Genomic DNA, 25,398 nt, shown 5'->3' with positions numbered 1-25,398 from the left:
GCTTGACCGGCTGTGACGAACACCGTCGCATTCTTTACTCAGTTATGCAGAGCGCTTGTTTGTTTGCGATTCTTGCCCGACACACCCGCAGCTGTATCCCGGACCAATGTCAAACGATCCAGTTCAATCTCGGGATTGACGGTGCAGTCCGCTCCGATGATGACGCCCGTGTCGCCGATTTCTTGGATGAGGTCGGCTGTGTATTGGGCGATGTCCACTTCTTTCCCTGCATCCAGCAGCGTGCCTGCGTTATTGTCGAATCCGCCGATTACCGCTTTGTTGCCGAAGAAGTCTTTGCCTTTCTTCAGGCTGATTTTTTCTGTATGGACCGCCCAGTTATATGCTTTTGCTTCATAGTCCTGGTAGTATGATAAGTTGTTTTGATTATGCTCATAGCCGCAGATGTGCAGAATGTTATAGTCACTGACTGCATTTGCCGCCGCTAACACATCCAATTCACTCGGCGCGATATAGGTGTGGTAGGCTTCTTTCGTGGCTGCACTGGTTTGGACATTCTGCACGCTCAAGTAGATGCCGTCCGCACCTGCTTCTTCGATGACTTTCCTTGTCAGAAGCGCCACGTCCTTGGCGATTTCGTTCGCCGCATAAGCGAGAGCGCCTGGGTCCGTCTCAAAGAAACGGGTGAATTTTTCAGAATCCTTATCCCATGCCTCGAAGGCAATCCGGATATAGTTCGCTGGCGAAAAGATATTATAGAAGGTTGCGATTTCGCCGTTGAAGGATTCCTTGATTTGTTTGACCGTTTTGACCTGCTCCGTTATCCACGGATGGACCGGCCCCACAGCCTTGACGTTGTATAAGTCATCAGCATGCTCGATCTTTTTTTCCAACAGGCTCGGATGCCCGAAGAAGCCGTCGCTCATAATTTTCACGAAATCAGGATTGAAGGCGTCGTAGAAATCCTTGTGCCCGTCGATCACTCGGTCCAAAACCAATCTGTCCTCCAAACCACGGAATTGATCATCACCGAAAACAAAGTGAAACCAAAAGCCAACCGGCACACGCTCCGTTTCTTTGTTGTCGAAAGCGTCAAAAATCAATTTTCTTCTGTTATTGTCTGCCATATGTTTTCCTCCTCAAGTTTAATAAAATGTAATAAAAAGTCGCCCTCTCTGGATCGATTCCAGAAAGGACGACGGTTAGATCGCGTTACCACCTTGCTTCATGACAACCTTGCGATTGCCATCTCAACCAGTACAGAAGGATGCATCATCCTCGATACCGTTGCCTGTCTAACGGGGGCGTCCGGACGCGCCTGAAGGAAACTTCCTTTCAGCGCATCAACTCTGAGACCATTTTTCCTGTGTTGCCGTCCGCTCTTTCCCACCAACCAAGAGCTCTCTGAAGGACTATCCAACAAGTACTTTCCTCTTCTTTGCTTTTTTCTGTATGGCTTTGATTCATAGACACAGTCTATCATCGCAGCCACGGCCTGAAAAGCACACGATTCCGAACAGGGGTGACAGGTAATGGCGAACACCGGGTTGGTTATGAATGGGGTAAAACATGGATAACGGCCAGTTATCCATCTCTATGCGCACAAAAGGAGCCGCCTCGCAATGAGACGGCCCCTGTTCTTACCTATCATTTTGTCGCAGCAGCTTGATAATCCAATTCTCCGGTCATGCCATAGTCGATATAAAGGACTTGGCCGCTCAGATAACTGAACAGGTCGCTGCCGATGAACACCAAGGGATAGCCCATTTCTTCCGGCAAGCCCGCGCGGCCGTTCCAGCTTTTCAGGAACAGATCGTGCATCACTTGTGCCCCACCGGCTTCTGTGCCATCATTGCTGGCAGCCAGATTGAACTCTTTGATCAAAGCTGTGGAAGTGAAGCTTGGCGCAATCGCGTTGATGCGGATTTTACGGCCGATAAACTCCGGTGCACGCGTTTTTTCTTTCACATATGTGCTGACGCACTGCTTAGAAAACTGATAAGGATCGGGAGTCTGCCCATCCGTAAACAGATCCAAGTGCTCATCCACCCATTTTTCAGTTGATTCAAAAGTTGGGCAAGCCAATACTTCGCCAACATGCTGCATGTTGTGCTCCCAACCATAACCGCCAGTGGATGAAATGAATGTCACTGAGCCGCCATCTGTGATTCTCGGCAACAGTTCTTCAACCATGTAGCGTTGCCCGACAAAATTGACCATCTGGATGAATTTTTCTTTGCCTTTTCCGATACCCACACCATGACACATAAACAGCGCATCGATTTGCTCGGGCAATTGTGCCACAACCTCATCGATTGTCGCTTTTTGGCCTAAATCCCCCGAAATGAATTGAAATACGGGCAAGTCCGTCTCATTGCGATCGACTGCATAGACTTTTGCTCCTAGGCTCAATAATAGTTCTGTGGCGGATTTTGCCATGCCGGAAGCAGCTCCCGTGATCACGACTGTCTTGCCTTGATAGCCTAATAATTCTTCGATGTTTTTCATAACTCATTCCTCGCTCCTTTATGTTAACGTCTAAAGCCACCGATAGGCGTCATGTATTTAGCTCCAAAACCGTCCAAAGCTTCGATTACTGCTGCAGTCGGTGCACCATAAACGACAAAACTGGTTGCATCGCCAAAAGCCAGCAAACGCGCAGCATATTTTTCTTTGAATGTTGCAAGATGCGCTAAAGTAGCTTCATCATTTTCGTAGCATTCATAAATATGGCAAATTTCTCCATCTTCCGAAACAGTCCATTCATAAGCCAATGTGCCTGGCTCATTTTCCTTTGTTGCGTTCACCATTTCATTCATCAGCTCTTTCAAACCGGATAATTCTTTAGTATTTAACGTTAACTCAAAAATCCACGAAATATGTTCAAACATGCTTACATCCCCAATCAAATTTAATTAACCCCATCTTATATGACAGCATTCCGGCTGACTAGTACGCACCTTTTTGTAACCTACTGATTAAAAAGTGCCTACTTACAGATTGATAGCTGGAATGTCTATAATGACTGCATGGGACAAACAGCCCATTCCACACCCAATAAATTTTTCAGGAGGAACCAAAATGAACGTAACAATTTTCGGAAAAGGCAATATGGCAGCAGTAATCGCAAAGAATTTTGAAGCTGCAGGAAATGCAGTGAATTATGTTGGACATGAAACGGATGCAACACTGGATGAAGTCGTTGTATTGGCAGTCCCTTATCCTGCAGTCGATGATGTGATCAGCAATTATAAAGAGCAATTGGACGGAAAAATTGTCATTGACATCACCAATCCATTAAACTTCGAAACGTGGGACGAATTGGTTGTGCCGGCAGATGGCTCTGCTGCTTCGGAAATCCAGAAGAAACTTCCAAACAGCAAAGTTGTCAAAGGCTTCAACACAAATTTTGCCGGAACATTGGATTCAGGTAAAGTCGGCGGTGAAATCTCTACAGTCGTGTTGCTGGCTTCTGATTTTGCAGACGCGAAAGAGCAATTGATCACTGCGCTGAAAGACAGCCCGTTGACTGTTGTCGACGCCGGCAGCTTGAAACGCGCACGCGAACTGGAAGCATTCGGGTTTCTGCAGATGACATTGGCCGTAAAAGAAGAAATCACTTGGGCCGGTGGGTTTGGGATTGTGAAATAATTTAAGCAGAATGATAATTTAAAGAGGCTGGAACAATAAAATGTTCCAACCTCTTTTTTATTGTTTATTCAGATTTATTCAGCATTCCTTATTCATTCAGAGTCCTTTGATCTCCGCAAACTTATCCGCGTACTGTCTTGCCACTTCGGTCACTTTATCAAAGGCACCGGTCGCGGCTGGTGCCAACAGATTGCCACCGACGCCGACCGCGATGACGCCGGCATCGAACCATTCCTGCATGTTCGCCAGGCTGACGCCGCCTGTCGGCATCAGGTTGAGGTGCGGCATCGGTGCTTTGAAGCTCGACACGATGCTCGGACCGTAGGCACTGCCCGGAAACAGCTTGATGATGTCCGCGCCGCTCTTCAGTGCTTCTTTCATTTCCGTGATCGTCATGCAGCCCGGCAGATAAGGGATTTGGTACAAATTGCACAGCTCTGCTGTTTCCTTGTCGAAGTTCGGGCTGACGATGAACTCTGCGCCTGCCAGAATCGCCAGGCGGGCAGTGATGGCATCCAATACCGTCCCCGCTCCGACCACGACTTCCGGCTGATCCTTATAGACTGACGCCAACTCACGGATGACTTCATCCGCGTTCGGGACCGTGAATGTCAACTCGATGCCTTTCAGACCGCCAGCAACGATTGCGTGGCTGGACTTCAGAGCCTCTTCTTTCGTGGCGCCGCGGACGACTGCCACGACCCCCGTTTTTTCCAAACGATTCAAAATAGATACGCGTTTCATCTGTCTCCCACTTTCTTTTTTCTTTTACGATGTTGACAATTCAAGAATAGAAAATATACTTAGAACAAGTAAATCACCGGTTCCATTAGGAAAGGATTTGTAAAGTGAAAAAGAAAGAATTTATTATCCAAGATTTATTAAGTAAAATCTATCAGAAACAATTCCCGAACGGCAAATTACCTGATCAACGGGCGTTAGCAGAAACCTATCATGTCTCCCGTTATACTATCCAAGAAGCGATTAAAAATTTGAACGAAATCGGTATAATTAAAGTCGTGCAAGGCTCGGGTATGTATGTTTATGAGAACCTACAAAATAATCCGTTAATTTTCAATTCCTTGACCAGAACTCCTTATAAAAGGATTTCATCAAAAATGATTTCCATTAATAAAGAAAAATCTACTCCTGAAGAAGAACAAATCTTTCAGTTAGAACGGTCTGAAGAAATTTGGACATTTCAGCGTGTACGTGTTGTTGATTATAAAATCGAACAAATTGAAGTCTCAAAAATGCCCGTTTCGCTATTTTCTGATCTGAATCAAGTTCATATTGAACATTCAATCCAAGAGTATGTTCAAAGTCTTGGTTATAATATTTCTCACTATATTACTAGTTATAGTCCGACTGCTGTAACCAAAAACCAGGCAGAGCTACTCTTGTGTAAGAAGGGAACACCTGCCATGAAAATTACAAATCGGTGTCTGTTAGATGATGGGCGAGTGTACGAATATAGCGAACTTACGGCGATAGATTACACTTGTACCTATATCACCCCTTTTGACAAAGAAACACATAAATCCAGGCAAAGTTAACCCTATTGGCTTTACCTACGGTGTTACCAGCGTCCCGTCAGGCACCCGACTCTGAGTCCACTCATGCGGGCGATATTCGATAGGGAATTCTTCAGCCATTTCTTCTATGAAATCTATCCCAATACCAGGACGTTCAATTGGATAGAAAAAACCTTTCTCGGGTTCAGGAATATTTTTGAATATTCTTTTTGTATTTTCTGGGATATCGATATTTTCTTGAATTGCAGCATTATGCAAATGGATATTTAAGTGAGTATTTACTGCTAATCCCACTGGTGAGATATCTGATGGCGTATGCCAAGCTACTCGAACACCAAAAGCATCACAAAAATGAGCAAGCTTCAGCGCTGGAGTTATGCCGCCGATTTGAGAGACATGGGCTCTCATATAATCTAACCTTCTCTTGATGATCAGCTCTTTCCACTCCATTGGATTGTTGAACAATTCGCCTGTTGCGATTGGTGTAGAAGTTTGATTGCGTACTTGATCCAGCCATTCATTTTGGTTTGGGGGAAGAATATCTTCCAGAAAATATAAATTATATTTTTCTGATTTTTTGGCAAATTGGACCGCTTGATTCGGAGAAAGCCTTTCGTGTACATCATGCAACATTTGAAATGAATTACCGTATTTATTTTGAACTGCTTCAAACATTTCCAAAGTGGTATTCATATATTCATTTTGATCGAAATAAGATCCTTCCAACGGATTCTCAGGTGTTTCTACAGTTTCAGCATTTCCTCCATAAAATCCTAGTTGACAACGAATATATTTGTATCCTTCCTCTAAAAATTTATCAATTTCATCATAAAGAGTGTCCAAATCCTTAGCTACTGCATGCGTATAAGCAGGAATAGCTGTACGTGCTCTCCCACCCAACAACTGATACAGCGGCATATCAGCTAATTTTGACTTGATATCCCATAATGCCATATCGACCCCTGAAATAGCGTTATTAGTAATAGGGCCATTTCTCCAATATGAATTTACTGTCATCATTTGCCATAAATCTTCAATTTGGTTGGCATCTCGACCAATCAAAAGTGGTTTTAGATATTCATCAACTACGCATTTCACCGCCAATGGCCTAAATTGGAACGTTGCGCACCCTAAACCGGAAATGCCTTTATTTGTTTCAATTTTAACGATAACTAGATTATGTCTGTCTGGCTTTATTGCGAAACTCTTTATATCTGTAATTATGGTTGGCGTCATTTTTCATCATCCCTTAAATTAGTGTCCCTTACGTTGCTATTGAATCATGTCCGTATATACGCTGTCAATTTGGAATAAAAAACAACGCTTATATGCAAAAGAACCAGTCCAATTTCCAACTATATAACCAAAAAACACTTATACATCAACGTTTTTTTGCGATTTCAATGTAATTAGGACTGGTTTTACAATCGTATATATTATGCTATGATTCATCTTGCAAGCGGACACATAGCTATGCGAAAATAAATGAGTGAAGGATGAGTATAATGAAACATGAAGATGTTGCAAAGCAGATTATTGACAATATTGGCGGCATAGAGAACGTTAACAATGCTTGGCATTGTATGACCCGGTTACGGTTTAACCTTAAAGACATTCATAAGGTTAACTATGATAATCTCAATAATATCTCTGAAGTTATAGGCACAAAATATCAGAGTGATCAATTACAGATTGTTATTGGCACAAATGTCGAAGATTACTACACACCATTATCAAAGCAATTAGGTCTTGACCTTGCTAGCAATGAGCTTAAGCAAGAGGTTAAGAGTAAAGGTTTAGTGTCAGTATTTATGGATACTGTATCAGGTGTTTTCGGACCTATCGTACCAGCTATCGCAGGCGCTGGAATGATCAAGGGGCTAATAGCCGGTCTGGTTGCATCAAATGTGATCTCTAATACCACTCCGACGTATCAAGTAATCAATATGTTAGCAAGTGGCGTTTTTACTTTTATGCCTTTCTTTGTTGCTGTATCCGCCGCAAAAATATTCAAAACAAACCAGTATTTGGCAATTGCTATTGCAGCTACCTTACAATTTCCAACAATGACAGAAGCAGTTGTCGCAGGAGAAATTTCACAATTCTTATTGTTTGGAATTTTACCAGTACCTGTTTTCAACTACGCTGGAACCGTAATCCCGATAATTTTTGCGGTATTAGCGCTTAGCTACATTTATCGATGGGTTGACAAACATTTACCTGAAGTATTAAGGACAGTTTTTACACCTACAATCTCTTTATTTCTTTCCGGTATAGTCACATTAGTAGTCATTGGCCCAATCGGTATTCATTTAGGAAATCTATTGGCTGATGGAGTAAGCTGGCTATTTACCATATCGCCAGTATTAGCGGGTGTTGTTGTCGGAGTAATTCGTCCAATTGCCATCCTAACTGGACTACATCATGCGATGACACCAATCGCCTTACAAAATTTTGCAACTCAAGGGTATGACATGTTGATGCCTATGATGTTGATGGCAAATATGGCTATCACAGGCGCGACTGCAGCGATGTATACCAAAGTCAAAACGAAAGAAGAAAAATCAATCATTGTCTCCGCTGCTGTATCTGGCTTACTTGGGATTACGGAACCTGCATTATTTGGGGTTTTAACAAAATACAAAAAAGCATTTATTGCTGCTTCTATCGGAAGTTCCGTTGCTTCTGCTTTCATTAGTTTCTTCGGGGTTCGAATTTACGGATATATTCTCTCAAGTATTTTTAGTTTGCCAGCCTACATCGGAGAATACTTCATCTTTGCAGTTTTAGGCATTGGGATTGCTTTAGTACTTTCCTTCATCATTGTTTATTTGACGGTACCCAATCAATCAAATACCTCGTTAGCTAATGAAGTAGAATTACTATCAGTAACTGACGGTGTCTATGTTCCATTAGAAGATGTATCAGATGATGTATTTTCCAGTAAGTTAGTTGGAGACGGCTATGCTATGAAATCAAATTCCGGAGATATCTTTGCACCAGTTAGTGGAACTATCAATACAGTATTTCCTACGAAACATGCCATTGGTATTACTACTGATAACGGCTTAGAAATATTGATTCACATGGGTATCGATACAGTAAGTTTAAACGGAAAGGGATTTGATGTATTCGTTAAAAAAGGAGAATTTGTTACACCACAAACAAAAATTGCTCACGTGGATCTACAAACTCTTGTGAATGAAAAGAAAGATTCATCCATCATAGTAGTCATTACAAATATGGATAAAGTTTCTAAATTTTCAGGCGAATACAAAATGGAAGGCTTTCATAAGAACGGGTCTCCCCTGGAAAAAGCGATTTTGGTTTAGTTCTTTCAAGATATAGATTAAATACTTCAACAAAAAAGGAACGGAAAAACAGGACATTGCCTGCTTTCCGTTCCTTATTTTGATTACACGTTCACGCCAACATTGGCTTTTTGATTCACCAAATTTTTGGCCTGTGCGACGATTTTTTCCCCAGTCAGACCGTATTGCTCTTTCAAATAATCCGCCTTCCAGATAGATTTCGATGGCATTTTTGCGGATCATCCCCACATAGTTCAAGCCATCCGTAGGGTACGTTTCTTCCAGGATAGCGCGCAAGTACTTGTCACCGCTAGATTCGTAGACATGCGCATCCGGTATCAACCACGCAAAAAAGGACAACCTATTCGGTTGCCCTAAAAATTATTCCCATTTTAAAAAGCAAGAACAGTCAATACACAAATGAAGATGTAGCTCAAAATCATGGATATTTGCAGTAGTCTCGGTGCTTTGTAGCCTAAATCTTCATTGACTTCCTTGCGGCAAATCAAGAAACAGATGAACAAGCCTGCAACCGGAGTAGAAATCGATGTCGCTACATTCGCAAAGAAAATCAATTCTACTGGAGATCCATTGTAGACGAATGCAACGATTGCCGCAAAAGCAAGTACAGCCAGAGATCCGTAGCGCACACTCTTTTCTTCAAGCCCTGTTGGTTTACCGAAGCCCGCATTAAGGAAAACCAAGCCACGTTGCGTGTTGCCTAACAAAGCAGCGAAGCCTGCACCTAATAGTGCTATTCCCATAACCAGATTAGAAGAATTGCCCATAATCGGTTTGATCAGAGCAGCCAAATCGCTGGTTGAACTGATTTGTGTCTGGGTTGGATTCAACACGATGGCGCCTACCAATACTATTGCCCCGCTGATCATGACGACTTCAACAACGTGCGAGACAGCATCCGCAGTCATCGCTCCATTGAAATAATCTTCTTTTTTCCATTTCTTTTCGCCGCCGAGATAAGTTCCGTACATGCTGGCCGTTATGGAACAACTGGTTGCGATAAAACCGAGCGCAGCCAATAAACTGCCTGCGGGTGCTTGAAAGGTTACCAATCCTTTGGCAACTTGGCCCCAATCTGGTCCACCAGTCGCCACTAAAGTTGCGTAAAAAGCAACAATCATCGCTAATACACAAATACCCGAAATTTTTTCCACCTTTGAGTAAACGCCTTTAGAAAAATAACAATAAAGCATGACGCCAATCATAATCATGGAACCGATCTTCCAGTTAATCCCGAAAATCAGACTGAAACCTGCGCCTGTCCCCGATATATTCCCGATGGTGAAGAACAAACAGGACAAAAAAGTAGTGATCCCGACAACGATTCCTGCCAGCGGTCCATAATAGTGACGGATGGCCGCGATAATGGGCATATCTGTCATTACCGAAATCCGATAAGTCGTCATCATAAAAGCAATTCCCATAAAGCCAATAGGCAACAATAGCCATAACATTTTATAGCCATAATCCGATCCCAACATAGCTGCCGTGGTGATTGATCCTGGCCCTAAAACAATCCCTGTCAAAATAATACTTGGCCCAATTTTTGTGACTAACTCTTTAAACGAGGCTTTCTTCACACTATCCGAAGCAACTAAACCGCTTTCATTAACTTTCATGTTTTTATACACCCCAGTTCTTATCTGTAAAAAAAGAGCTGCAAAGCCAGAAAGATTATTTCCCCTTCAAACTCTGCAGCATCAAAACGATCACCGTTATTAGTCAGAAAAACAGATTATTTTACTAAAGCTTCTTCTTTTTTGAACTTAGCGACTTCAGCACTGACATCGCCGGCAGTAGAGCCCTTAAGTCCTTGTGTGATCCAGTCTTTTTCCTCTTGATCCAACGGCAATACAGGCTTTCTCATAAGAGCAGAAGTGAAAACGCCACGTTGTACCAATGCTTCTTTCATGCGAGCATGAGCTTCACCTGATGGTTGTCCGCCACCGTAGATTGCTTTTGAAATCGGGAAAATCAAGTCATCGTAGTGACGGATTTTTTGGAAGTCTCCTGCTTTCATAGCTTTCCAAGCTTCTGTAATCAGTTCCGGGATACATCCAGCGAACCCGATCAAGGCACCGTCCATGCCTGGGAACATAGATGTCAATAATGTTTCATCATGGCAAGTGATCAAGGAAACTTCAGGCGCATGCTTGCGTAATTCTCTGATGTTATTTTCATAAAGAGCTGTTACACGCGTACCCATCTTGATGGATTTTACATGTTCAATTTCAGTAGCCATCTTGATTAATGTTTCTACTGGATAGAATGCTTTACTTGTTGCTGGATATAAATGGATAATGATATCGATATCGGCACCATCAGCTACATCTTTTACATATTCAAACGGAGCAGCAGGGTTCATTCCAAAGCGTAGCCACATGTGCGGAGGCATCAATAGGATACCGTCGGCGCCTGCTTCTTTTGCCTCGCGAGCCATTTCGATGGACTCTTGTGTGTTTTCGCAGTTGATTCCTGAGATGATTGTCATCTGGTCGCCAACTTCTTCCGCCACGATTTCAACTACACGAGCGCGTTCTGCGCGAGTCAAGGAAGTGATTTCGCCAGTGTGACCGTTACATACCAATCCGCCGATTTCGTCGAATGAAGCTAACCAGCGAACATAAGGACGTAATTCTGCTTCATTTATCGAGTAATCATCATTTAATGGGATAGAGATTGCTGGGAAGATTGTTTTCCAATTTTTTACTTTAGCCATAGTTATTTCTCTCCTTAATGATATGTATTAGTTTATTTTCATCCCTACATACTGCGCAATACATAAGGTCATGAACAAAGTTAGGTTGTTTCTCTTTCGACCAGGGTTACCCCTAATTCTTGATGGACAGGAATTCGCTTTCCATTTTTGGGTGCCTCGATATCCTTCACAATACTTTTTGTGATCAATTCACCGATCTGTTGGGAAGGCAGTTCCACAGAGGTCATCGCTGTTTCCAACATGCCGCCTATCGAGTGCCCTGTCAGACTCATCACCTTGATTTGATCAGGGATGGCGATTTTTTGCTCTTTCAGGTAACGGATGACTCCGATTCCATGCATATCCGCGGCAACAATGATGCCGTCAATGTCGGGATCCTTTTCCAAGAGTTTTTTTGCACCTGTATAGCCATCTTCAAAGTAAGATTCTTTTTTTGACTTGGAATCAATCACATACGCTTCCAACCCGAACGCTTGGATTGCTTGCTTGTAGCCTTCGCATCTTTCAATATACGGAAGCACTTTCATTGATCCGTTTATCAAACCAATTTTTTTACAACCTCGAGAAACCAGATACTTGACTGCTTCATAAGCCGATGAGCGATAATTCGCTACGATACTACTGAGCGTCTTATCCTGTTTGCGGATCAACTGGATGACAGCGATTCCACTATTTTGAATATTGCGTAACGCAGCATTATTCTTTCCTGTCGACGCAATGATGATACCGTCCACAAGTCCATTTCGCAGGCGTTCGATATATTCTTTCTCGATTTCCGGATCGTCATCCGAAATACAGATGATGATACGGTAGCCAAGTTTAGTTGCTTCCCGTTCAATTACTTGAACAATATCCGAAAAGATAGATAAGCTGATGCTTGGTATGATGACGCCTATCGACTGACGTTTCCCCTTGCGTAAGCCTTGAGCCAATAAATTTGGCTTATAGCTTAATTGCTCTACCGCCTCCATGACCCGTCTCCTTGTGTCTTCATGGACATAAGAATTATTATTGAGGGTTCTGGAAACTGTGCTGGCGTCTACGTTTGCTAATTTCGCCACATCTTTCAAAGTAGCCATCAGAAATTTCTCCTTCCTGGAGGATTGCTCTTTCTGCAATCGATTGTAGATTGGATATTTTTAAATAGGCTTAGGAAGTCACTCCCTTAGACCCATGAGCTTGTTCTACAATCGATTGCATATGTGCCATTAAAAAAAGGCCACAAGAAAATTCTCCCCCATAACAGTTGCGCCTAGTCTACAATCGATTGCAGATTAGGTGGTATAAAATAGGCTTCTTGCTGAATAAAAGTCATCCCCATCATTTTTGGAACGCAACTATCATTCCAACTTCGTGAAGGTTTTCTCTCGTTTAGCAATCGCTTTCTTTCATGTCTGTATTATAGACCCGACTCCTATTAAAAGACAATAGTTCTTGGCCTTTCTGCAATTTGTTGCATAATCTTTTTTATTCTCCTCTCAGTTGACATCTCTATAATCGCTGTACAACAGCATCCATGTTCATTTATTCTCAAACGTTTGGCTTTGCAGCCTTAGCTTGACATCCTATCTTAGCATTCCGCCCACTGCAAAAACTCCCGCCCTTCAGGTTCGCCTGAAAGGACGGGAGTTTCTAATTTATTATAGCTTGCCTTGCTCATTCAGTTTGCCCAGGAAATACGGCATCTGGACGCGCCACCATTCCCAGTCGTGGTGGACGTTCTCGCCCCAGAAATCGATCCAGGCGGGGATGTTCTTGAAGCGCATCGCTTCTTCAATCTTGCGCGTATCGCGGATGCTGACTTCTTCCCAGTTGCCTTGTCCGGTCGCGACGATAATGTTGCCGGAACGGTATTTATCCAGGAACCAGCCGTCGTTCAGATTCCAAAGGTAGTCGATCGGCGAGTTTTCATAGACGTTGCGGTCATGGTAATCTCCAAAGAAATAACGGACATCATAGAGGCCACTCAGCGCGATGACGCTGTCGAACACATCCGGATGGCGCAGGTAAAAGTTCAGGCTGTGGTAGCCGCCCATGCTGCAGCCGGTCGTGATCATCGGTCCTTGATGGTTCGTCTGATGCTTGATGTGCGGCACCAGTTCTTCGATGATGTAGCGATCATAGCGTTCGTGCATGTTGGCACGGTCGTACGGACTTTTCCATTCGCACAGCCAAGATTCGTTATCCATGCTGTCGGGTGTATAAAACTGCACCAAGCCTTGGTCGATGAACCACTGGCAAGCTTCGATCATGCCGAAGTCCGCGTATTCGTTATGGCTGCCTCCGGATGACGGGAAGACGATGATTGGTTTACCCGCATGTCCATAGCGATTGAAACGCATCTCACGGTTCAAGTGACCGCTCCATTGTGATGAATATTCTACGTGCATTTTATTTCCCCCAGTCTATTCGGTTATGGAAATCATATGGATAATGTCCATCAGTTCTTGATATTCTGCCGCACGGATGACGTAGCCGAAATCCCCCATGATGGCCGCAAAAATCCCCGGCATTTCCTCAAACAGGACGACGTGGCCTCCGTAACGGGCGATCACTTCCTCATGCGTGAAGCGGTAAGGATGGACGCCCTTGCGGCTGACGTAGCAGCAATAGTAAGGCGTGTTCATCTGCGCCGTGAAATTGCCGGTCGCAACCAGATTTCCGTAAGCGGCATAGAGATCGACATCATTTGCCCAGTTCCACATGTCCATCGTATGCCCGCCAGGCGGACGCAGGTTGGCTTCCAAGGCAACAAGGCTGCCGTCAGGTAAACGGAAAAACTCAAAATGGAAGAAACGCTCGCGGACATTGAAGGCCTGAACGAGCTTGGTTCCCACTTCGCGCAAGTCTGCCGGCATATTGCGGTCGACATAGTAGAACATATCCGCATTTTTCTCGACGATTTCCAACACAGCTTTTTCGTATACAAGTGTCGCATCAAAAAGGATATTCCCCGCGGCATCGGTCAGACCGTCATACGTCACGATCTTTCCGTCGATGAATTCCTCAAGAATATATGATTCATAAGGATTCTTCACATGGAAAAAGTGCCCTAGTTCCTCTTCGGAACGGATCTTGTGCGTATCCGCCGCCCCTACGCCTGAGTCAGGCTTGATGCAGACCGGGAAGCCGTATTCGTGGCATAACCCGAGGGCATCGTGATAGTCCCCGATGACGCGCCCGCGCGCTACCCGAATGCCGACTTCTCTGAATTTTTCTTTCATGGCTGACTTCAGTTTTACGAAGGCCATATCCTCGTTCTTGAAGCCGAACACATTGAAATCAGTACGCAGACGCGCATCCTGCGCCAACCAATATTCATTGTGCGATTCGATACGGTCCATCTTGCCGTGTTTGTAAGTCAAGTAAGCCACCGCGCGCAGCATTTCGTCATAATTTTCCATGTCGTTGACGCGGAAATACTCAGTCAGGCTCTCGCGCAAGTCAGCATCCAACAACTCAAACGGCTCGCTGGCGACCCCGAAGACATTCACGCCCGCGCGCTTCAAGCCGATTGCGAAATTCTTGAAATTACTTGGAAAATGGGGTGAGATAAATATATAGTTCATGGAATTTCCTTCTTTCATCCGAACATTAGATTATAGTGAGAATGTACCATTATGACGGCATATTTACAAGCATTTTTCAGACGAAAAGGGAAAATATTGATATAAATAATGATCTGTGGCACTGTTCGTTTTTAGGAGAACAGCCAATCCAAATTCAGCAACTCCGGAAAGCTGAGCATCAGCCGGTTGACCTCGTCCAAAGTCAGTTCCCCCAACCCCATTTCTCCTGACCGGACAGCATCCAATCGTTGCATCGCGACGCCACTCACGAAGGCCAATTCATCCGTTGGTTTGTTGACGAGGAAGATCAGTTCGAACAACGCGCGTTCGATCCGGTCAAGGAAGGTGTCGTGACAGATATCACCGATTCCTGTCTGTTTTGCCGATCCGTGCGCTATCCTGCCGCAAGTCGAGAGCATTTGGTCGATCGTTTCATCGCTGTCAGCATAAAAGATGCGGATCCTTTTCTCGCCCATCGAAAATGCCAAATGGTCGAAATCGTTGAAGTTCACGGAGAGCTGTTCAAAGACCGCAATTATGCCAGGCATCTGATGCGTGACCGCCCTCGAGGCAAGCACATCGTCAACGAACATTCTTTTGGAGAAAAAACGCAGTTCCAGCGGGACGCCATTCTTTCGGAACTCAAGCGCTGCCCGATTGATGATTTCGTTGCGGAAATCGTTCATGCTGACGATCATGTCCGGGTGCTCCCACATCTCGTTGCTGTCAGTAGCTGCAGTTTCATCTTCTACACCAGGATTCCACTCTTTTTCGGCTTGCGTTTCCTTTACCTGTCGCTCAATTTCCTCCCAGTTATCGGGCAGGCCATAAACCATGACGAACTGTCTTCCTTGGCGATCCACCGCCTCAACAGTCATCATTTCATGGAAATAATGATAGGCGAAGTCATCCATGATCGCATATTCGACGTCATCGATCACTCTTGTGCCGTAGGTGTTGGCCATACTTGTGTAGAATTCGATCGGATCATCGTTTCCATCATACAATTCTTCTTTTAAAAGATTTAAAACTCTGAGTTCCTGGAAATGCAATTCAAGAAAAGGAAAGCCTGGATCCAGAGTATCCAGTTCACCCAATCGCTCCTCCGGCGTTTCGTAATCACGCAGTTCATCCAACAAATCCTCCCAATCCATTCCAAAAACGATCCGTGCAGTCTCCATATGTTCTTCAAAAATGTTGTCCTCGTACATCCAGAATCCCCTCACTTTCAACTTTCATCCCATTCAGCCGTGCAATAACGATTCGGAACTGCGCAGCCACAACGCCTCCCAGAGTTCGCCGGTTTCTGCATGGTTCAAGAGCGCATTTTGGTAATCTTCCCAAAAAATGACATTCCGGTCCCAATCTTTGATTTCTGTGAAGGCTTTTATTTCCTTGCAATTTGGGCAATGCATGTGTTTGACGTGCCCCAATTTACGCTGCTCCGCTCTTTTGCGGTAAAGCACCATCTGCGCTCCGCATTCCTGACAAACGAACTTGCTTTGGACCATTATCTGATTTTTCTGTCTGGTCATTTTCAACACTCCATTCCTCTGAATGACAAATCCCAAGGGACAGTGATCAAAAAATAAATGGGTATCCGAAACGGTTGCAACCTTTCGATGTACTTATCATACACCCAGATACACACTAAAACAATTTTGTGAATTCGTCGTCAATATTTCACAAATTTGACTTTCATGCCTGTTGAAATGACAGCATTATTAAGAAGATTTCCAAATTTTCAATTGTCTTGAAAGAAGTATTCCCGTACAGATTTCATGGCCAAAGTGATATAATGAACACAAATGAACCCGCTTACAACAAGCGGTCCGAAAGGGGATCCATTATTATGAATGAGTCTGAACTATTAGCGAACGGTTACCGAAAATATACAGGGGAAAAGGTCGATGTTTACTTCAACTTAAGCGTCTGCATATACTCCGGCAACTGCGTGCGGGGGAATCACGCTATTTTCGACACGAAAAGAAAGCCTTGGATACTGCCTGATGCGGATTCGCCTGAAGAAGTGGCGCGCGTCATCCATACTTGCCCGTCCGGAGCGCTGAAGTACCGCTTGAAAGGCTCGGAAGAAATCTTGCCGACCTTCCCCTTGGGAGCAATGAAGCCAGAGCAAACTGAAGATAACCCTGAAGAAAAAAATGATTGCCAACCAGATAAAACTAAAAACTAGCCGGTTAACCAAAAAAATCACCCGCAAAGGATTTCAAGATCCTTAATGGGTGATTTTTTACGTTTCAATTTTATATATTCGTTTATTCTGCCGCAGCTATCTGCGCATTTTCCCGCGGTTTCCTGAGGGTCATCACAAACCTGAAGACTGCCAGCCCTATTAGGATCGCCGCTTCTATATAGAAGATACCGCGCACCGATGTCAAACGGAACAGCCGCTCCAACACCACGATACCGTATGGTGAGAAGGCTGCGCCAACATTGAATCCGACCAAAATGAGTGAAGTCCGGTAAGCCGCGTTGCCGGCAGAGGACGTGCTGACCTTGTTGAAAAGATAAGGCAGGAATGTCCTGAAGGAAAAGCCGCAGATGACGGCGGCGATGCTGGTCTGCAGGACCGTGTTCGATGACGCGATCAAAAACATGCCGACGCTCATGACGGAGAATGAGATCGGCAGCGTATATGTCCGTGTGATCCGGTATACCTTCCCGAAAAGAAAACCGGCTGACATGGCTCCTACCCCGATCAGCGCCAGGATGTTGCTGCCGTCCGTCGCATCGCCGTATCCCAGCGTGGTCATCAAAGTCGTGCCTTTCACAGCGATGGACATGTAGATGATGACGGCTATTACCAGCAGCACGATATAACCAAGGAAGTCCCGTTTGCCGAGAGCGGGCTCACTGTTTTTTGGGACGACCGATGCTTTCATTCCCCCGTCCGCTGCTTTTTCTTTCCCGATATCGTCATACGCGACATTCGGGACGAACAGCAGGAACAGGATGAAGACGGGCAATGCGATCAGATAGACCCAAAAGGAGGTTTGCCAATGGACCTTCAGCAGCTGTCCGACGGCGAAAGTCATAAACATCCCGCTCAACCCCTCAAACGCGCTCTGGTAACCGATCATGGCCGCCCTTTCGTCACCTTCGTAAAAATGGCTGATGATGGCGATGAGGAGCGAATTGAACATGCCTACGCCGAAGCCGAAGAGCGCACGCGATATTAGAATGATCCAAAAATTGTCGATCAGCGCCGGGATGATGCCGGAGACGAGAACGATTGCGATTCCGATCAGGATCGTGCGTTTGTAACCCAAATAACGCGCGAACAGGTTGCTCATCAATACCGAAATAATAATGAACAGGGACGGGATGGTCGACAGCATTTCCACTGTTTGGAGTGGAACATCCGCGAATGTTTTCGCCATGGCCGGAATATTGGCAGCAATGGCCCCTCCAGACACCACGACCAACGAGGCCGAGAGGATGGAAATTTTCAATAGCAGGTCTTTTTTCAAATCGATACCGCCTTTCCGCGACAAAGCACCTCGTAGTTTTGAAATCGCTAACTTGTTAGGCTAAGCATAACACCTGAAGTGAACTCCAGGTCAAGCGTTTTCAAAAAAAAATTTGCAGAAGTGAATTCCTGCGCCGAGCGCCGGAATCGGTGCGCTCCTCCGGCGAGGGTTGCCCCACCGGAGTACAGCGGTATCTTGCGGCCTCTTCTCCTGCGAGCCAGTCCTCGTCGGAGCACAGACTTATAATGTGAGGCGTCCTCCGGCGTAGCCTCCGTTCACCGGAGGAAAAAACCAGTGCGGCGGATCACGTAAGCCACATGTATGAGAGCAGCGAGTATACGAAGATACTCCCTGTTGACTTGCCTCCCAAAGCGAGTAGTATAATTGATATACATACGCTCAACATACCAGGAGGTCCTCCAATGAAAAAAACTTTATACCTGATGCGTCACGGCCAGACCCTTTTCAACGTCCGAAAAAAAATACAGGGGGCCTGCGACTCGCCCTTGACGGAACTCGGCATCCAGCAAGCCGGAATCGCCAGTGCCTACTTTGATGAGATCGACCTCGACCACGCCTACAGTTCAACAGCCGAGCGCGCCTGTGATACGCTGGAAATCGTGACAAGCGAACTGATGCCCTACCAACGCCTGAAAGGCCTGAAGGAAATGCATTTCGGCACCTTCGAAGGCGAGAGCGAAGACCTAAATCCCAAAGACAAAAGCACCTTTTTCGTACAGTATGGCGGAGAAGCCGGGGAAGATGTGAAGGCGCGGATGGTCAAGACCTGCACCGAAATCATGGAACAGGACGACCATCAGAATGTGCTCGCCGTCTCGCACGCTGGCGCCTGCATCCACTTTCTGCGTGCTTGGCAGGATCCCCACGAAGTGATGAAGGACGGCATCACCAACTGCTGCGTCTTCAAGTATGAATACGACGTGGAGGAGAAAACCTTCGCACTGCTGGAAGTCGAACGGCATGGGTTCTAAAGTTTCTTGAAAACAAATCTGGATAAATGAAAAAAGTTAAGGGGGTGCCTCGAAATAATGAGGTTTCCCTTAACTTTTTTGCGCATTTCCTACATTTAATTGGTTGCCGGAGAATCCGAAAAGATGAATAACTTTTTATTATTCATCCTATTCGGCCTCCATTGCCCTGAAAAGATGGATATTTCACGATTATCCATCTAAATCCGCTCGCAAGCTGAATAAAACAGTTCCTAACTCCAGCGAATCTCGTCCTGCAGTTCAAAACTGAAGCGTTTCAAAAGCCAGGCGTCCGCCAAATCGATCCACTTGGCGGCGTTTGGATCGACCAATGTTTTGGCGTTCGCTGTGGCTTGCGTGGCAAGGCTCAATCCATGCGGACCATCCTCGAATACATGGAGTTCAAAAGGAATTTTGTGCTCTGACAAGGCCATGCCCATCCGCAGCGTATGCCCAACCGGGACTAACGCATCCGACGCAGTGGCCCACAAGAACATTGGCGGCGTTTTTTCTGTAACCAACAACGCCGGGCTCACTTCCTTCAGCTTTTTATCACTCGAGGATGCTTCCCCCAGCAGCGACATTGCGGATGCATCGAACAGCAAGGTGGCCATTTCATCCTTTTCTGTCTCTTTCATGAACAAGTAGTCGCTTAACGTATACCCCAAAATGGTAGCGGCTGGGCGAAGTTTTTCTTCCGGCACCTGATAGTGATCGGTCAGGATCGGTTTGTCCCAATAGACCGAATACGTCGCGGCATTGTGCGCGCCTGCCGAAAATCCGCACAGTGCGATCCGATCCGTATCGACCAACCACGCTTCGCTGTTTTCGTGGATCGTCAGCATGGCTTTGCCGATGTCCCGGATTGCGGCAGGAAAGACAGTATGCTCCCGTCTTTCGACTCCTCCAAAAATGGATTCAAAAGGTTCGTGCTTATCCAGATAAACGGAATAGCGCAGCACAAAGGCGTGATAGCCCATCGCCGCAAACCGCATCGCTACGGGTTCGGCTTCCCGATCGGAACAGGAAAGATAGGCGCCGCCAGGACAGATCAGTACGGCCGGGCGGGTTGCGCCGTCCAACAATTCCGGCGAATCCTGCAGGACATAAGTCGTCAATGTGACATCTTCCCGCTCCGGATATAAATTTATCGTTTCAACAATCATTTTTTTGCCTCCTTAATACGTTCTGATGCATATCCCACATTGAATTGATTGCTGGAGGGTGGCCGAAAAGATGAATATCTTTCTGTTATTCATCTTTTTCGTTCCAGATTGCCCCAGAAAGATGAATAAATTTTTATTATTCATCTTTTTCGGGCTCCGGTGCTCTGAAACCATGAATATCTCACTATTATTCATCTTTCCGAGGCCCCCCTCCTTATAAGTTCGTTCCCCACACACCGCAGAACGGATCGACCGGGCTCTTGCCTTGGAATTCGGACTTGCCGATCAATTTATCCACGAGGATTTCGTTCACTGTGTCATTCGCTGAATAGCCGTTGATGTAGGTTTTAATCATCGGCGCATCGAACAGATGATAAGGATTCGCCAAGGATACGAACAGGGTCGGAACATCCTGGACAAACCATGGTGCGTCGGCCGCCATCATACGGATCCAATCGATCCGGCGTGTCGTCTGGTTGCTCGCGGTATCGTAATTCGCGACATAGATGACCAGATCCACTTTCGCCTTCAGATCGTCCACGCCTTCTTCAAAGATTTCATGGAAGTTCAATTGTTCATAATTGAATGTTTCTACCGAAAAGCCGGCTTCACTCAGTTTTCCGATGAAGGAACCTTCGGAGGCCCCGCCATCCTTAAAGCCGCCACTCAAGCGGTCTTCCAGCATATAGACCCGGACACGCGGCGTTTTCTCCGGTGAGATCGGCAACAGATTTTGCGTGTCTTTAACCAAAGTGATGGCTTTGTCCGCGCTCTTTCTTGCCAATTCCAGATGTTCCGGACACCCCACGATGTCCAACGCTTCCGGCGCAGGAATCAGGCTATTGGCTTGTTGTTTATCCGCCAAGCCCATGCTTGCTTTCATCGCCAAAATGCGCGTGACTGCTTCATCCAGCCGCTCCATCGATACGTCGCCGGTGCTTACCGCATCGCGCATCGCCTGGTAATCTTCGTCGATGTTTTTGTTGAACAGGATCATGTCGCAGCCGGCGTTGATCGTTGTCGGAATCGCCTTTTTGCGGGACATCGCGGCATTGTAGCCGATCATCGGCGTCGCATCCGTCACCGCCACGCCGTTGAAGCCCAAGCGCTCGCGCAGCAGGCCGTTCACCAATTCCGTCGACAAGGATGCCGGCAGAATGTCTTTGTCCTCCAAAGCGGGATTGAGCGCTTTGCTGTAGGCAGGCTGGAGGATGTGCCCGATCATGACGGACAAGGCGCCCTCTTCGATCATGGCTTGGTAGACTTTGCCGTAACTTTCATCCCATTCCGGAACGGACAGACTGTTCACGGTGCTCACCAGATGCTGGTCGCGTTCGTCCACGCCGTCGCCCGGGAAGTGCTTGACTGCCGTGGCGATGCCGTTCTCATGCAGGCCCTTCATTTGCTGGCGGGAAAAATCAATCACTTGTTTGACGTCCGATCCGAACGTCCTGACATTCGTGATCGGGTTTTTGAAGTTCATGTCGATGTCCACAATCGGGGAAAACGCCCAGTTGCAGCCGACTGCCTGCGCTTCTCGCCCGGAAACAAAGCCCAACTGATAGGCTTCCTGCTCGTCGGCTGTCGCCGCGACACCCATCGGACGGCCATAATAGGTTCCGTCCGAGCAGATCCCGTTTCCGCCGGCTTCAAGATTGGCCGCCAACAACAACGGGATTTTGCTTTCGTTTTGCAGAACACCGTGCGCCTGTCTGATCGCTTTTGCCGGCATCGGGCGGAACATCATGCCGCCCGGTTGGTATTTCTGCACAAATTCGGTCAATGCCTGATCTTCTGGATTCCCGGCGATCGGGCAGAAAATTTGCCCGATTTTTTCTTCCGTCGTCATCTCGCTTACTGTATTTTCTACCCAAGAAATTTGGTCATCCGTTAAAAAAAACGGCTTTTCTGTTAAACGTACCATCAAATCACACCTTTACTGTTATTCCTTCTTAACGCCTATTATACCGCAGTTCCCGACGCATTAACGCAAGCGCATAGGGTCCATTCTTTTCGCATTCACGACATTTTTTAAGGTATTTGAGCAACACAACGCTTTACAGTTTTGCCAGCGCCTCATTGATTTCTCCAAGGACGCGGTCATTCACAAAATGCTGCACGATCGGAACCGAGGAAAACGTTTCGAACGGGCTATCCAATTGGTTAAGTGCCAGGTCATTACCTTTCAACATCGGCAAGTGTTCGAAAATCACATTGCGTGTCGCTTTGATCGCCAAGAGCTCTTTGTACGTCATCGCAATGGAATAGCTGACCTTGTAGGATTTCAGCGGCATGTAGGTAAACTCATATGCCCCGCCGGCAACCGTAAAGGCTACGCCATCGCCTTTTTGGATGATTTCCGCTTTGGCAATGCCCAGACCCTGCAGTTGTTCGGCGATTTCATCGACTAAGCAGTGCGGGAGCTCGATCGTAGCCGTGCTTTGGGTCGGCACCTCGAAGGCGAAATGCAGTTGCCCGTCTTCCAGGATGCGCCAAGCACTCTTGATTTTTCCTGAGGATGAGTCGTATTCCCCGCTTGCGGCGCCCAGTTGCGCGCTTGGGGCAGGTTTCAGATAAAAATGACGGTAGCCTGCTTGCTCCGAATCGGCTTGAATGCCGAGCACCGAACGATAAAGCCATTCGACGATCGATCCGTAGGCATAATGGTTCAACGAATTCATGTCCGTGCCGCTGATTTTCCCATCCGGCAAGACGGAATTCCAACGCTCCCAGATTGTGGTAGCGCCAAGGTTGACCGCGTACAGCCAGCTCGGATAATCCTCATTCAACAAGATGCTGTAGGCCAGCTCCGTCAAGCCGCTCTTCGTGAGGGCCTCGCAGAGATAAGGCGTTCCGACAAAGCCTGTCTTCAGATGGACATCATCCTCCAACAGTTTCGCTTCGAAATCGGCAATGACGCGGCTCAGGCTTGCTTGCGGGACCAGATCGAAGTAGAGGAACAGGACATAGGCGGTCTGCGTATTCACAGCCAAGCGGCCTTTCGCAGTCAAAAATTCAGCCTGAAGGGCGGCTTTTATGCTTTCCGCCAACGACGTGTACTTTTCGGCATCCGCCGGCTTGCCTAAAGCTGCGGCAGCCTTGGCCGTAAGGGTTGTCGAATAATAATAGTAGACAGAAGCTACCAGTTTCGGATCGGTCCCGCCGATCGGTGCTTTCGGGTTCTTTCCATCCAAGGCCAGCCAATCGCCGAACTGGAAGCCGGTCGTCCAAAGTCTGTTCGAGCCGCTGCGCTCATCTTCGCGGTAGACATATTCCACCCAATCGACCATCGTGGCGTATTGCTCCTTCAACAGCGAGAGGTCGCCGTGCTGTTCATACAGAACCCACGGAATCACAGTCGCTGCATCGCTCCAAGCCGCTGCCCCGGCTCCCATAAAACCGCCTTCCGAATTTTTGGGTTTCAGCATCGGCACGACGAAGGGAATCGATCCATCCAATTGTTCCTGTTCCAGGCGCAAGTCGTGCATAAACTTGCGGTAAAATGCCGGTGTGTACATGTTATAGCTGGCTGTGCGGGCAAAAATCTGCGCATCGCCTGTCCAGCCCATCCGTTCATCCCGTTGCGGGCAATCCGTCGGCACATCCAGGAAATTACCTTTTTGCCCCCAAAGCGCATTTTTGATCAATTGATTCACTTGGGGATTGGCCGTCTCGATTTCCCCGGTCACTTCCAAGTCGCTATGGATCACGTAGCCGATGAAATCGGCCGGATCGACATCTTGATCGAATCCGATCAGTCTTGCGTAGCGGAAGCCATAGAACGTGAAGTGCGGACGGACGATTCTTTCGCTTCCGTCGCTGATGTAAGTGAACTTCGCTTCCGCGGTCCGCAGGTTATCGTTGTAGAAATTGCCATCCTGCAGCTCTTCCCCTACTTCATAGCCGATTTCCGTTCCGGCCGGCCCCTGCGTCTTGAAGGCTATCCAACCGACCATATTCTGTTTGAAATCCAGTATCGTTTCGCCGGCGGGTGACTGGATCACCTCCGGAACCATGCTTTCGACATATTTCAGGGCCGGGCTCAAGCGAGCGGAGAGTTTGTCAGTTGCATCTGGCAACACCGCAACCTTCTGCCATCCCGCAAGGTCTTCCGTGTAAACGGACCAATCGGCAACTTCTTTGCGCGCATCGTACAACTCGCCGTCGTAGATGCTGCTTTTCAGGACTGGGCCCGGTTTCGTCAGCCAGGAATCATCGCTGATGATGGTCTCCGTTGTTCCGTCCGCGTAGGTAAGATGCAGTTCGGAAATCAGCTTCAGTTGATCCCCGTACAGGTTGGTGTAGCCGCCGTCAAAGCCGAAACGGCCTTTGTACCAGCCATCCCCGAGCATGATCCCCAGCGCATTACCGCCGCTTTTCAGACTGTCCGTCACATCGAACGTCTGGTATTGTTGCCAAAAGTCATACGCATGATAACCCGGCAAGAGGTACTCGTCATGCGTCCGCTGACCGTTCATTTCAAATTCGTACAAACCCAATCCGCAGATGTACAAACGCGCATCCACGACTTCTTTTTCCAGCACAAATTGTTTCTTTAAAATCGGCTGTGCTTCTTGATCTTCGCCAGGAGTAATCCATTGCGCTGTCCACGAACCCGACTGCTTCGCTGTCTCAAACCAAGCCGGCTCGCTTTCGGCAAGCCCCCCCGCAGCTGATTGGACGATAACTTTCCAATAGTAGCGCGTTTGGGGAAGCAAGCTGATTTCTGGTTGGAAATCCAACGAGTTGATTTCTTCGAGCCATTCGCTTTCGAACAGGATATCTGCGAAGGCAGCATCAGCCGCTATCACTACTTTCGTTTCCATTCCCGGCTCATTTTTCCCGGACACGATCCAGGACAAGCTCAGCGTATCCAACAAGTAGCCCAGCGGATTTTCCAAATGGTTTGTGCGTAATTTCTGTATGTTCATGATTTGCCTCCGTTTTCATTTTTTCTCGTTCTTGATTTGTTGCGAATGATTGCTGTA

General features: G+C 46.6%; 21 protein-coding genes, 1 pseudogene and 1 other annotated feature. Of the genes and pseudogenes, 5 read left to right on the top strand and 17 right to left on the bottom strand.

Features of this window, described 5'->3' with window-relative positions; genetic code table 11:
- Nucleotides 1-38: 38 nt before the first annotated feature.
- The 3 genes from C7R73_RS08910 to C7R73_RS08895 all read right to left on the bottom strand — a co-directional run bounded on the left by C7R73_RS08910 (nucleotide 39) and on the right by C7R73_RS08895 (nucleotide 2,849).
- Complete coding sequence (locus C7R73_RS08910; RefSeq protein WP_106450168.1) at nucleotides 39-1,085, bottom strand: uroporphyrinogen decarboxylase family protein; 1,047 nt, start codon at nucleotides 1,083-1,085, stop codon at nucleotides 39-41.
- A 61-nt stretch (nucleotides 1,086-1,146) separates the two neighbouring features.
- Nucleotides 1,147-1,406 (bottom strand) — a binding site (T-box leader).
- A gap of 199 nt (nucleotides 1,407-1,605) precedes the next feature.
- On the bottom strand, nucleotides 1,606-2,466 hold the full coding sequence (locus tag C7R73_RS08900) for an SDR family oxidoreductase (protein WP_106450166.1): 861 nt from the start codon (nucleotides 2,464-2,466) through the stop codon (nucleotides 1,606-1,608).
- A gap of 23 nt (nucleotides 2,467-2,489) precedes the next feature.
- The gene (locus tag C7R73_RS08895) at nucleotides 2,490-2,849 is read right to left on the bottom strand and encodes a putative quinol monooxygenase (protein ID WP_106450165.1); all 360 of its coding nucleotides are present in this window, start codon (nucleotides 2,847-2,849) and stop codon (nucleotides 2,490-2,492) included.
- Between the two features lie 190 nt (nucleotides 2,850-3,039).
- Between C7R73_RS08895 and C7R73_RS08890 the strand changes: the two genes are divergently transcribed.
- Nucleotides 3,040-3,609, top strand: coding sequence for an NADPH-dependent F420 reductase (locus tag C7R73_RS08890; RefSeq protein ID WP_106450164.1), 570 nt, complete (start codon nucleotides 3,040-3,042; stop codon nucleotides 3,607-3,609).
- 96 nt (nucleotides 3,610-3,705) lie between these two features.
- Here C7R73_RS08890 and C7R73_RS08885 read toward each other — a convergent pair whose 3' ends face one another.
- On the bottom strand, nucleotides 3,706-4,353 hold the full coding sequence (locus tag C7R73_RS08885; RefSeq protein ID WP_106450163.1) for a bifunctional 4-hydroxy-2-oxoglutarate aldolase/2-dehydro-3-deoxy-phosphogluconate aldolase: 648 nt from the start codon (nucleotides 4,351-4,353) through the stop codon (nucleotides 3,706-3,708).
- Between the two features lie 104 nt (nucleotides 4,354-4,457).
- On the opposite strand from C7R73_RS08885, the gene C7R73_RS08880 reads away from it, so the two are divergent.
- The gene (locus C7R73_RS08880; protein ID WP_106450162.1) at nucleotides 4,458-5,165 is read left to right on the top strand and encodes a GntR family transcriptional regulator; all 708 of its coding nucleotides are present in this window, start codon (nucleotides 4,458-4,460) and stop codon (nucleotides 5,163-5,165) included.
- A 15-nt stretch (nucleotides 5,166-5,180) separates the two neighbouring features.
- Here C7R73_RS08880 and C7R73_RS08875 read toward each other — a convergent pair whose 3' ends face one another.
- Nucleotides 5,181-6,380 (bottom strand): enolase C-terminal domain-like protein, encoded by a 1,200-nt coding sequence (locus tag C7R73_RS08875; RefSeq protein WP_106450161.1) that lies wholly within the window; start codon nucleotides 6,378-6,380, stop codon nucleotides 5,181-5,183.
- Between the two features lie 269 nt (nucleotides 6,381-6,649).
- Between C7R73_RS08875 and C7R73_RS08870 the strand changes: the two genes are divergently transcribed.
- A complete protein-coding gene (locus tag C7R73_RS08870) occupies nucleotides 6,650-8,476 on the top strand; it encodes a glucose PTS transporter subunit IIA (RefSeq protein WP_106450160.1) in 1,827 nt (608 codons plus the stop codon).
- 83 nt (nucleotides 8,477-8,559) lie between these two features.
- Here C7R73_RS08870 and C7R73_RS13890 read toward each other — a convergent pair whose 3' ends face one another.
- The 8 genes from C7R73_RS13890 to C7R73_RS08835 all read right to left on the bottom strand — a co-directional run bounded on the left by C7R73_RS13890 (nucleotide 8,560) and on the right by C7R73_RS08835 (nucleotide 16,299).
- Complete coding sequence (locus C7R73_RS13890) at nucleotides 8,560-8,685, bottom strand: hypothetical protein (protein WP_275658096.1); 126 nt, start codon at nucleotides 8,683-8,685, stop codon at nucleotides 8,560-8,562.
- Between the two features lie 162 nt (nucleotides 8,686-8,847).
- Complete coding sequence (locus C7R73_RS08865; protein ID WP_106450159.1) at nucleotides 8,848-10,095, bottom strand: Nramp family divalent metal transporter; 1,248 nt, start codon at nucleotides 10,093-10,095, stop codon at nucleotides 8,848-8,850.
- A gap of 116 nt (nucleotides 10,096-10,211) precedes the next feature.
- Nucleotides 10,212-11,195, bottom strand: a complete 984-nt coding sequence (locus C7R73_RS08860) for a dihydrodipicolinate synthase family protein (protein ID WP_106450158.1) — start codon at nucleotides 11,193-11,195, stop codon at nucleotides 10,212-10,214.
- Nucleotides 11,196-11,275: 80 nt separating this feature from the next.
- Nucleotides 11,276-12,274: a LacI family DNA-binding transcriptional regulator gene (locus C7R73_RS08855; protein WP_106450157.1), complete on the bottom strand. Its 999-nt coding sequence runs from the start codon at nucleotides 12,272-12,274 to the stop codon at nucleotides 11,276-11,278.
- Between the two features lie 561 nt (nucleotides 12,275-12,835).
- The gene (locus tag C7R73_RS08850) at nucleotides 12,836-13,585 is read right to left on the bottom strand and encodes an esterase family protein (protein WP_106450156.1); all 750 of its coding nucleotides are present in this window, start codon (nucleotides 13,583-13,585) and stop codon (nucleotides 12,836-12,838) included.
- A gap of 15 nt (nucleotides 13,586-13,600) precedes the next feature.
- Nucleotides 13,601-14,764 (bottom strand): ATP-grasp domain-containing protein, encoded by a 1,164-nt coding sequence (locus C7R73_RS08845; RefSeq protein WP_192875252.1) that lies wholly within the window; start codon nucleotides 14,762-14,764, stop codon nucleotides 13,601-13,603.
- Nucleotides 14,765-14,895: 131 nt separating this feature from the next.
- A complete protein-coding gene (locus C7R73_RS08840; RefSeq protein WP_106450154.1) occupies nucleotides 14,896-15,975 on the bottom strand; it encodes a hypothetical protein in 1,080 nt (359 codons plus the stop codon).
- Nucleotides 15,976-16,008: 33 nt separating this feature from the next.
- On the bottom strand, nucleotides 16,009-16,299 hold the full coding sequence (locus tag C7R73_RS08835; protein ID WP_106450153.1) for a hypothetical protein: 291 nt from the start codon (nucleotides 16,297-16,299) through the stop codon (nucleotides 16,009-16,011).
- Between the two features lie 263 nt (nucleotides 16,300-16,562).
- Between C7R73_RS08835 and C7R73_RS08830 the strand changes: the two are divergent.
- Nucleotides 16,563-16,847: pseudogene (locus tag C7R73_RS08830) on the top strand ((4Fe-4S)-binding protein); the annotation flags it as partial.
- A gap of 193 nt (nucleotides 16,848-17,040) precedes the next feature.
- Here the strand turns inward: C7R73_RS08830 and C7R73_RS08825 are convergent.
- Complete coding sequence (locus tag C7R73_RS08825) at nucleotides 17,041-18,255, bottom strand: MFS transporter (RefSeq protein WP_161525911.1); 1,215 nt, start codon at nucleotides 18,253-18,255, stop codon at nucleotides 17,041-17,043.
- Nucleotides 18,256-18,677: 422 nt separating this feature from the next.
- On the opposite strand from C7R73_RS08825, the gene C7R73_RS08820 reads away from it, so the two are divergent.
- Nucleotides 18,678-19,247, top strand: a complete 570-nt coding sequence (locus C7R73_RS08820) for a histidine phosphatase family protein (RefSeq protein WP_106450150.1) — start codon at nucleotides 18,678-18,680, stop codon at nucleotides 19,245-19,247.
- Between the two features lie 230 nt (nucleotides 19,248-19,477).
- On the opposite strand, the gene C7R73_RS08815 is transcribed toward C7R73_RS08820, so the two are convergent.
- The 3 genes from C7R73_RS08815 to C7R73_RS08800 all read right to left on the bottom strand — a co-directional run bounded on the left by C7R73_RS08815 (nucleotide 19,478) and on the right by C7R73_RS08800 (nucleotide 25,341).
- Nucleotides 19,478-20,410 (bottom strand): alpha/beta hydrolase, encoded by a 933-nt coding sequence (locus C7R73_RS08815; RefSeq protein WP_106450149.1) that lies wholly within the window; start codon nucleotides 20,408-20,410, stop codon nucleotides 19,478-19,480.
- A gap of 214 nt (nucleotides 20,411-20,624) precedes the next feature.
- The gene (locus tag C7R73_RS08805) at nucleotides 20,625-22,334 is read right to left on the bottom strand and encodes a glycoside hydrolase family 3 protein (protein ID WP_106450147.1); all 1,710 of its coding nucleotides are present in this window, start codon (nucleotides 22,332-22,334) and stop codon (nucleotides 20,625-20,627) included.
- Between the two features lie 133 nt (nucleotides 22,335-22,467).
- Entirely contained in the window at nucleotides 22,468-25,341 is a 2,874-nt protein-coding gene (locus tag C7R73_RS08800; RefSeq protein ID WP_106450146.1) for an alpha-L-rhamnosidase, read from the bottom strand.
- Between the last annotated feature and the right edge of the window lie 57 nt (nucleotides 25,342-25,398).

The sequence above is a fragment of the Trichococcus alkaliphilus genome (assembly GCF_003008695.1).
Classification (GTDB): Bacteria; Bacillota; Bacilli; order Lactobacillales; family Aerococcaceae; genus Trichococcus; species Trichococcus alkaliphilus.
The sequence above is the reverse complement of the archived record's forward strand: the minus strand, read 5'-3'. Positions and strand labels throughout refer to the sequence as shown.